General features: G+C 53.2%; 9 protein-coding genes. 3 read left to right on the top strand and 6 right to left on the bottom strand.

From position 1 onward, the window contains the following. Positions 1–1699, bottom strand: a 1699-nt coding sequence (locus tag ACWB12_RS05645; protein WP_479529089.1) for an ABC transporter permease, incomplete at its 3' end; no start/stop codon positions are given. Beyond that, positions 1696–2391 (bottom strand): ABC transporter ATP-binding protein, encoded by a 696-nt coding sequence (locus tag ACWB12_RS05640; protein ID WP_479529088.1) that lies wholly within the window; start codon positions 2389–2391, stop codon positions 1696–1698. The genes ACWB12_RS05640 and ACWB12_RS05645, both read right to left, overlap by 4 nt. Between ACWB12_RS05640 and ACWB12_RS05635 the strand changes: the two genes are divergently transcribed. The 3 genes from ACWB12_RS05635 to ACWB12_RS05625 all read left to right on the top strand — a co-directional run bounded on the left by ACWB12_RS05635 (position 2390) and on the right by ACWB12_RS05625 (position 4822). Then, entirely contained in the window at positions 2390–3076 is a 687-nt protein-coding gene (locus tag ACWB12_RS05635) for an arylesterase (RefSeq protein ID WP_479529087.1), read from the top strand. The genes ACWB12_RS05640 and ACWB12_RS05635 overlap by 2 nt on opposite strands. A gap of 246 nt (positions 3077–3322) precedes the next feature. Next, positions 3323–3622, top strand: coding sequence for a hypothetical protein (locus ACWB12_RS05630; protein ID WP_479529086.1), 300 nt, complete (start codon positions 3323–3325; stop codon positions 3620–3622). A gap of 3 nt (positions 3623–3625) precedes the next feature. Next, a complete protein-coding gene (locus tag ACWB12_RS05625; RefSeq protein WP_479529085.1) occupies positions 3626–4822 on the top strand; it encodes an oligosaccharide flippase family protein in 1197 nt (398 codons plus the stop codon). On the opposite strand, the gene ACWB12_RS05620 is transcribed toward ACWB12_RS05625, so the two are convergent. The 4 genes from ACWB12_RS05620 to ACWB12_RS05605 form a co-directional block, all read right to left on the bottom strand. Beyond that, positions 4793–5107: a hypothetical protein gene (locus tag ACWB12_RS05620; protein WP_479529084.1), complete on the bottom strand. Its 315-nt coding sequence runs from the start codon at positions 5105–5107 to the stop codon at positions 4793–4795. The two genes, ACWB12_RS05625 and ACWB12_RS05620, sit on opposite strands and share 30 nt — an antisense overlap. Further along, positions 5104–5487 (bottom strand): hypothetical protein, encoded by a 384-nt coding sequence (locus ACWB12_RS05615; protein ID WP_479529083.1) that lies wholly within the window; start codon positions 5485–5487, stop codon positions 5104–5106. Before ACWB12_RS05615 ends, ACWB12_RS05620 begins: the two co-directional genes overlap by 4 nt. A gap of 376 nt (positions 5488–5863) precedes the next feature. After that, positions 5864–6910, bottom strand: a complete 1047-nt coding sequence (gene hemH / locus ACWB12_RS05610) for a ferrochelatase (RefSeq protein WP_479529082.1) — start codon at positions 6908–6910, stop codon at positions 5864–5866. Further along, positions 6852–7340, bottom strand: a 489-nt coding sequence (locus tag ACWB12_RS05605; protein WP_479529081.1) for a Crp/Fnr family transcriptional regulator, incomplete at its 5' end; no start/stop codon positions are given. The genes ACWB12_RS05605 and hemH, both read right to left, overlap by 59 nt.

The following is a 7340-nucleotide window of genomic DNA, read 5'->3' as shown; positions in this document are numbered from 1 at the left end:
TGGCGGGAACATCGTTGATCCGGGCAATCACACCACGCAGCATCGGGGCGGTATCGACTTGCGTCACACCAGGATCGGATCGTGCGCGAGTCAGGAACGGATCCAACTGATCCTTCTGGATATCGATAAAGAAATACGCAGGCGCAACTGCGGGCAGGTCGCGGGCAATGGCGTGGCGCAGGTTGGTGTCAATCTGGCCGATGGCAGCCAACACAGTCAGGCCCAGCCCCAGTGAAAGGACCACTGGCACAGCTTCGCTGCCGGGCCCGCCAATTGCGCCAAACGAAAGACGCAGCATAGGTTTCCCGCGCACCCATCTGGAACGCGCTATCCAGCCAGCGAGTTGGCGTAGGCCCATGGCAGCCAGCATCAATAATAAAAGTGCTGCGATAATCCCGCCCGTAGCCCAAAGCGCGAGGTTAGGAATTTCGGAAAACAGGATGATGACGCCGATCAGTGCGGTCAATACCAGACCTGTCATCACAATATACCGGCGGCGGGGCCATGCGCTGATGTGCCCTGCGGCGTCGCGAAACAGGGTTGCCGCGCGCACATCGCGGGCTTTGGCCAATGGCCACAGAGTGAACAGGATAGCCGTTAGAAACCCGTAAGCTGCCGCCTGAAACAGTGGCTCGAAATGTAGGACAAAATCGGCAGGGATTGGCAGGCTTGCGGTGATCAACGGGGCAAAGGCAAGCGGCACCAACGCACCAAAGATGACCCCCAGCCCAACGCCCAGAACAGTAAGAACTCCGATCTGGATCATATAGACCTGAAAAATGGTGCACCCGTCCGCACCCAGTGTTTTCAGCGTGGCAATGGTGGCGGTTTTGCCCCCCAGATACGAGCGCACAGCGGCCGAAACCCCGACCCCGCCAATGGCAAGACCGGCAAGGCCGACAATAACCAGAAATGATGCGATACGTTCAACAAATAACTGGATGCCCGGAGCACCATTGCGGCTGTCGCGCCAACGCAGGCCACGGGTGCTGAACATATCTTCGGCTTCGGATTTCAGCTGATCAAGGTTGGTGTTTTGGGCCAGCAACATCCGGTAATGCACCGAGAACAGAGAACCGGGTTGGATCAGGCCGGATTGCTCCAGCGACTCGGTCCTAACAATGGTGCGCGGGCCAAGGCCAAAGCCACTGCCAGCACTGTCAGGTTCACGTATCAGCGCAGCCGTCAGCCGGAACAACTGCTCGCCCAGCCGGAATTGATCACCAATAGTCAAACCCAGCCGGTCAATCAGGATTTGCTGCATCACCGCACCGTTAATGCCGTCTTTTTGCGCCAATGCATCTGCCAACGGGATGTCCGGTTTCAGGACCACCGCACCATACAGGGGATAGGCGGCATCAATGGCTTTGATCTGGGTCAGGCCGGTTTCAATTGTGCCGTCCCGATCCACCACCGCCATCGAGCGAAAGTCGATGATTTCAGACAGACTCTGGGCTGTATTGGCCAGCCAGATTTTCTCCTCGTCGCCAGCAGACCGGTGGCTAAAGGAAACTTCGGCATCTCCACCCAGTATCGTTGCGCCCTCTTGCTGCAAGCCTTGCTCGATGCTGACGCGCACCGTTCCAACGGCGGCAATCGCGCCTACACCCAGCAGAAGGCAGGCCAGAAAAATACGAAACCCTCGTAGCCCACCACGCAATTCACGCCGCGCGATCTTTGTTGCAACCCGCAGGCTCATTCTGCGGCCTTTTGCTTGGTCTGACCCTCGATCTGCCCATCACGCAGCCGCACAATGCGGTCACAACGCGCTGCCAGCTCTGCGGCGTGGGTAACCAGAACGATGGTTGTGCCATGTTGCTCTCGCAGGCCAAGCATCGCGTCGATGATTGACGCGCCTGTGGTTTCGTCCAGATTGCCGGTGGGCTCATCCGCCAGCAATATTTCGGGGCGCGGTGCCGAGGCACGGGCCAGCGCAACCCTCTGCTGTTCGCCGCCAGACATTTGCGATGGATAATGATCAATTCGCGCACCAAGGCCCAGACTGCGCAATTCGGCCTCGGCCCGCTCGAACGCGTCCGAAACGCCCGCGAGTTCCAGCGGGGTTGCGACATTTTCCAGCGCAGTCATAGTTGGAATAAGGTGGAAAGATTGAAATACAATGCCCATATGGTTACGACGAAAGCGGGCAAGTGCATCCTCGTTCATATCAGTCAGGTTATGACCAAGGGCGCGCACCTCGCCACTGGTGGTCTGTTCCAGCCCGCCCATAAGCATCAGGAGAGATGATTTGCCAGACCCCGACGGCCCAACCAGCCCCAATGTTTCACCGCGGGCGACATCCAGAGATATATCGCGCAGAATTTCAACGTCACCGGCATTGGCTGAAAGGCTAAGCCGGATGTTTTTCAGCGCTAGGATTGTATCTGACATGGCCACCATTCTTTGTGAAAGTGTTGCCAACCTATATGGGGTATTTATCCGCTGCTTCAAGTTGCTGATTGCGACAATTGTTTTGTCTGTGCCATCGATGGCATCGGCGGAACCCGTTGTCATTGCGGCGCTTGGTGACAGCCTGACCCAAGGCTACGGGTTGGCGATTAAGGAAGGGTTTGTGCCACAGTTGGAAAACTGGCTAAAAGCGCAAGGCGAAGATGTGCGGATTCTGAATGCAGGCGTGTCAGGTGATACCACAGCGGGCGGGCGGGCACGCATAGACTGGACCCTGACGCCGGACGTGCAGGCACTGATAGTGATCTTAGGTGGCAACGACATCCTGCGGGGCATTGACCCCGCGGAAACTCGTGCGAATATTGCTGCAATTCTGGATGTTGCGACGGGCCGCGGATTGCCTGTGGTGTTGGTCGGAATGCCCGCGCCGGGGAATTTCGGGCCCGATTATAAGGCTAAGTTTGATGCACTCTATCCCGAGCTTGCCGAAGAATACAGCACCCTGTTTCTGGCAAACTTTTTCACACCACTACTGGAGGATTCCGCAAAAATTCCGGCGAGAAAATATATGCAAACGGATGGTATCCATCCCAATGCAATTGGAGTTGGGGAAATTGTTAAGGCGGTTGGTCCGGTGGTGCAGCTGTTGATAGCACGTACCCGCTAACGCGAGCTACTCAATAAATGGAAGCGTCATCGTCAATTTTTGGGCTGGTGTTTGATCGGTATCCTAACGATCTGATTTTGCAAACTGCAATGCCTGACTGATGCCTCTGGAAGGATTTCACAGAACATGCGCTGATTGGAAGGCGGCTAGCGTGACAACACGCTGTATAGCTGTATATATACGAGATAGCTGCACATACGTGGGTTTTTGTGAAAGCCATTTTGTACTATTATTAGCGAAGTTGTAATGAAGCCCGAGCTTAACAAACTATCCACAAACAATTCTAATGCTGCGAATATCGGCAAGAAAATTGCGGGCGTAATGGCAATTATGGGTGCTGCATCTGTGATTAGCATTCTAATCGGCATTGTCCGGCTGAAATTTATAGCCGTGTTGCTTGGGCCTGCGGGGGTAGGCCTTTATGGTATATTCCTTGTTGTACAAAACGCCGGGGTGGCGATGTTCGGGATTGGGTTTAATTCCAGCGGCATCCGGCAAGTTGCCAAAGTGGCCGAAAGTCCCGAACAGTTATCCGACATCCGGTGAGCTTTGAAAACAGGCAATCTTCTACTGGGTGTCATTGCGTTCTGTGTGATTTGGCTGCTGTCTGGCGAAATCACTGAGATGATATTCCCCGATGGAATACACGTGGCCGAAGTTGGTTTGCTTGGAATTGGTGTTCTGGTTTCGCTTCTCGCCGGCTCGCGGCTAGCCGTATTGCAGGGGCTGCATCACATTCGCGCTGTGGCGCTTTACAAGATACTGGGTTCATTGATTGCAACGGGCTGTGGTATATTGATTGTCTATCAATACGGTATGGATAGCATTGTGGTACTGGTCCTGCTTATACCAGTTGCAAATCTTGCGGTTGTCTGGGTTCTAGGGATGCGGCGGTTCCCGCCATTGGGCCGGTTGGAACCGGGCAGCCTGCCGCATGTGTGGAAGAGTTTTTGCGCTCTTGGCCTAACATTTATGGGAACCACAAGTGTAAATACGCTGTCTTTGATCGCAATACAGGCTATCATCGTGCGCCATGGCGGCCCATCTGAAGTGGGGCTGTTTCAGGCAGTATTCACACTGTCGGTTCACTACATCGGATTTTTATTCTTGGCGTCGCAGGCAGATTATTACCCCAGATTAGCGGCTGTCAGCGACCAGCCACGCCGCATTTGTTTTCTGGTGAACAAACAAACCGAAATCGGTTTTTTCATCGCGTCACCAATCCGGTTTTTGATAGCGGCGATGTCTGACTGGAAATTACCATTGCTGTATTCATCCACATTCTCACAGGCCGTTGAAATGCAGCGATTATGGTTGTTGGGGGATGTTCTAACCATCCCTACAATTTTCTGCGCCTATGTTTTGATTGGTCTGGACAAAGGAGGCTGGTTTTTCGTCACCAAGTTATTGGGTGGGGGCATATATGTCGGATTGGTCTATCTGGCCTACGAAATTGGATATGGGTTGATGGGCATTGCGATGGCCAAAGTGTTTATGGAAACACTTATCCTAGTGGCAACGACCATAATCGTCGCAAAATTTACTGGATTTTACTGGCGTAGCCAAAACTATGCATTCGGGTTGGCTGTGGTATTGTCAGTGGCCGGAATCAGCGGGCTGGCTATAATCAGCCCGTTGGCAGCAAACGGGGTAGGGTTATTATTGGCAGCGGGCTTTGGGGCTTTTTCACTATTGCGGATATACGGAAAAGACAAGCTACTCGGCTTGATCAAAATCGTGAAATAGCGACATATCAGCGGCACACAAGCTGGCAATAACAGCGCCTGTGTCTTTGCGGTTCAGGAATTCCTTAATCAGGGATAACCGTTCGTGATTGCGCCCCCGATACAGATCGTGGCTTTGGTTTTTACGCGGCACTTTAATGCTGGCATTTGTCGTCAGCTTAAAATTCGCCCGAAATGTATCGATCTTATCGACGGTGCCCACCACGGAGTACAAAGCAAGTGTTTCACTGGCAGCCCCAACCAGATTTGCCGCCTCGTCAGGGGTGGCGGGGTATTGGCTGGTCACATGGAATTCATCATTGTGCCCATCAACAGGCCAAGGTTCGAGGATATGACACCGTCAAACGCGTCCTCGAGCGACATGGTGTTGGCTGTTTCATTATGGTCGCGCAACCCTGACTGAAAGATGAATTCGGATTTCCAGCGCTCGACTGGGTTGCGCAACAAGGTGACAAAACGATATTGATCGCCATAGGTCTGCAAGACCCGTTTACTGACAGGGTAGTGCCCGCCAATATATCTGAAGCCCCAGTTCAATTGGTAACAGAGCAGGAATTGCAAATAGGGCAGATCATCACCCAAACCAGCTGTGGTGACTTTTCGTTCGGCCAGCAACTGCCCCGCCGCATTGGCCGCCCGATAATTCAGTGTATGTCGGCTAAACAAAGATATCCGTCTGATCGAGAGCCTGTGGGAAGATGCTGTTGGGAGCCTTGAAGAAGGCCAGAAGTATGATGGCATTCTGTTTCACACCTATCCGCTAACCAAGGCCGAATTGCTGGAAAGTCTGGCGACGCAAGCGACATTTGCGCAGAACTTCTTTGCGCCAGCCGCAAAGTTGCTGAAACCCGGTGGAAAGCTCACCTATTTCACCAATGAAGCAGATTCATTATCGCGAGCGCATCAACGGGCATTACTGTCCCATTTTGCATCCCTCAAGATCAGCCAGCTACAGAATCTTGAAATCCCAGAAAACAGTCGCGACGCCCAGTGGCATTACGAGATGGTAATTGTCGAGGTAACAGGGTGTTAACAGCCCAGCTTAGGCCCAACCGCCAAGATTTTCGTTAATTAGCGTTTTCAACATGTTGATTGAGAGGGGGGCATCATTCAGGCAAGGCACTACCGAGCAGTTCTCGCCGCCCGCCGCTATGAATTTATCATGCGCACGGATGTGCAATTCTTCCAGTGTTTCAATGCAATCGGTGGCGAACCCGGGCGCGACTATTGTCAGGTTTTTGATGCCGTCACGCGCCAACCCAATGGCAATATCTTCGGTGTCCGGCGTCATCCAAACCGTGCGTCCAGAACGGGACTGATAGGTCAGCAACAATTGCCGGTCGTCAAACCCCAATTCCTGACGCAACAAGGCGACTGTGGCCTCGCAATGGTCCTGATACGGATCACCTTTTTTGATGAAATCAACCGGCAGACCGTGCAGCGATGCGATGGTCACGTCGGATGTCCAGTCCAGCGATGCGTGATGGGTGCGGATGCTGTCGGCCAGCGCCTTGATATGGGCGGGGTGGTTGTAATAGGGGGCCACGGTGCGGATCGTTGGCTGATGGCGCATGGATTTCAGGACATCAAACACATTGTCCATCGCGGTGCCGGTGGTCGCGTCACTATATTGCGGATAGAGCGGAAATAGCAGAATGCGGGTGCAGCCCTGATCGGTCATGCGTTTGATCACATCGTCAATAGACGGGGCACCGTAACGCATCGCCCAATCCACCAGCACATTTTCTGTGCCTGCAAAGGTCTGGGCAAGGGCGTCAGATTGCGAGCGAGTGACGGTTTTAAGCGGGGATTCATCCAGATTATTGTTCCAGATCAGATCATAGGCCCGTCCGCTGGTTTTGGGTCGCTTGCGCAGGATGATCCCGTTCAGAACCAGCCACCAGATCGGGCCACTGGATTCGACCACACGCTTGTCGGACAGGAACTGTTTCAGATAGCGGCGCATCGATTGGTAATCTGTGGCCTCGGGTGTGCCCAGATTGATCAGCAGGACGCCGGTCTTGCCAGTTTCAGCCATAGCTAAGGATTTTGATTTTGTTTTGATTTGTGCGGTGGATACCATTTGCATTTCTGTCTCCATTCGCTATGCGTCGCAAGATCGGTATTTCCAGCAGTTTAATGTTGGAAATACCGTTGAATTCAATAACTCCACGATCTTCGAGGTCTTTGAAACAGCGGCTGACGGTTTCGGGCTGCATCCCCAGATATTCGGCCAGATCAACGCGTCGTACGGGGATGATCACGGAATTTTCCAACACGGTTATGGTCTGGCGACGTTTGCATTCAAAGATGAACGAAACCAGTTTTTCCAATGCATGTTTCTTGGCCAGATCGGCAGAATGGTCAATCGCGCGAAAGGTCTGTTTGCGCATATTGTTCCAGACAACGCGCTGGGCCTCAGGATTTGTTTCAATGATCTTCTCAAACATCGCGGGGGACAGGCGGCACAGTTTTACTTTGTTCAAGGCGATCAGAAGGCCGCGATTGCGGCTATTTAT

The sequence above is a fragment of the Profundibacter sp. genome (assembly GCF_056498605.1).
Note: the sequence above shows the minus strand (reverse complement) of the source record. Positions and strands in the feature narration are given on the sequence as shown.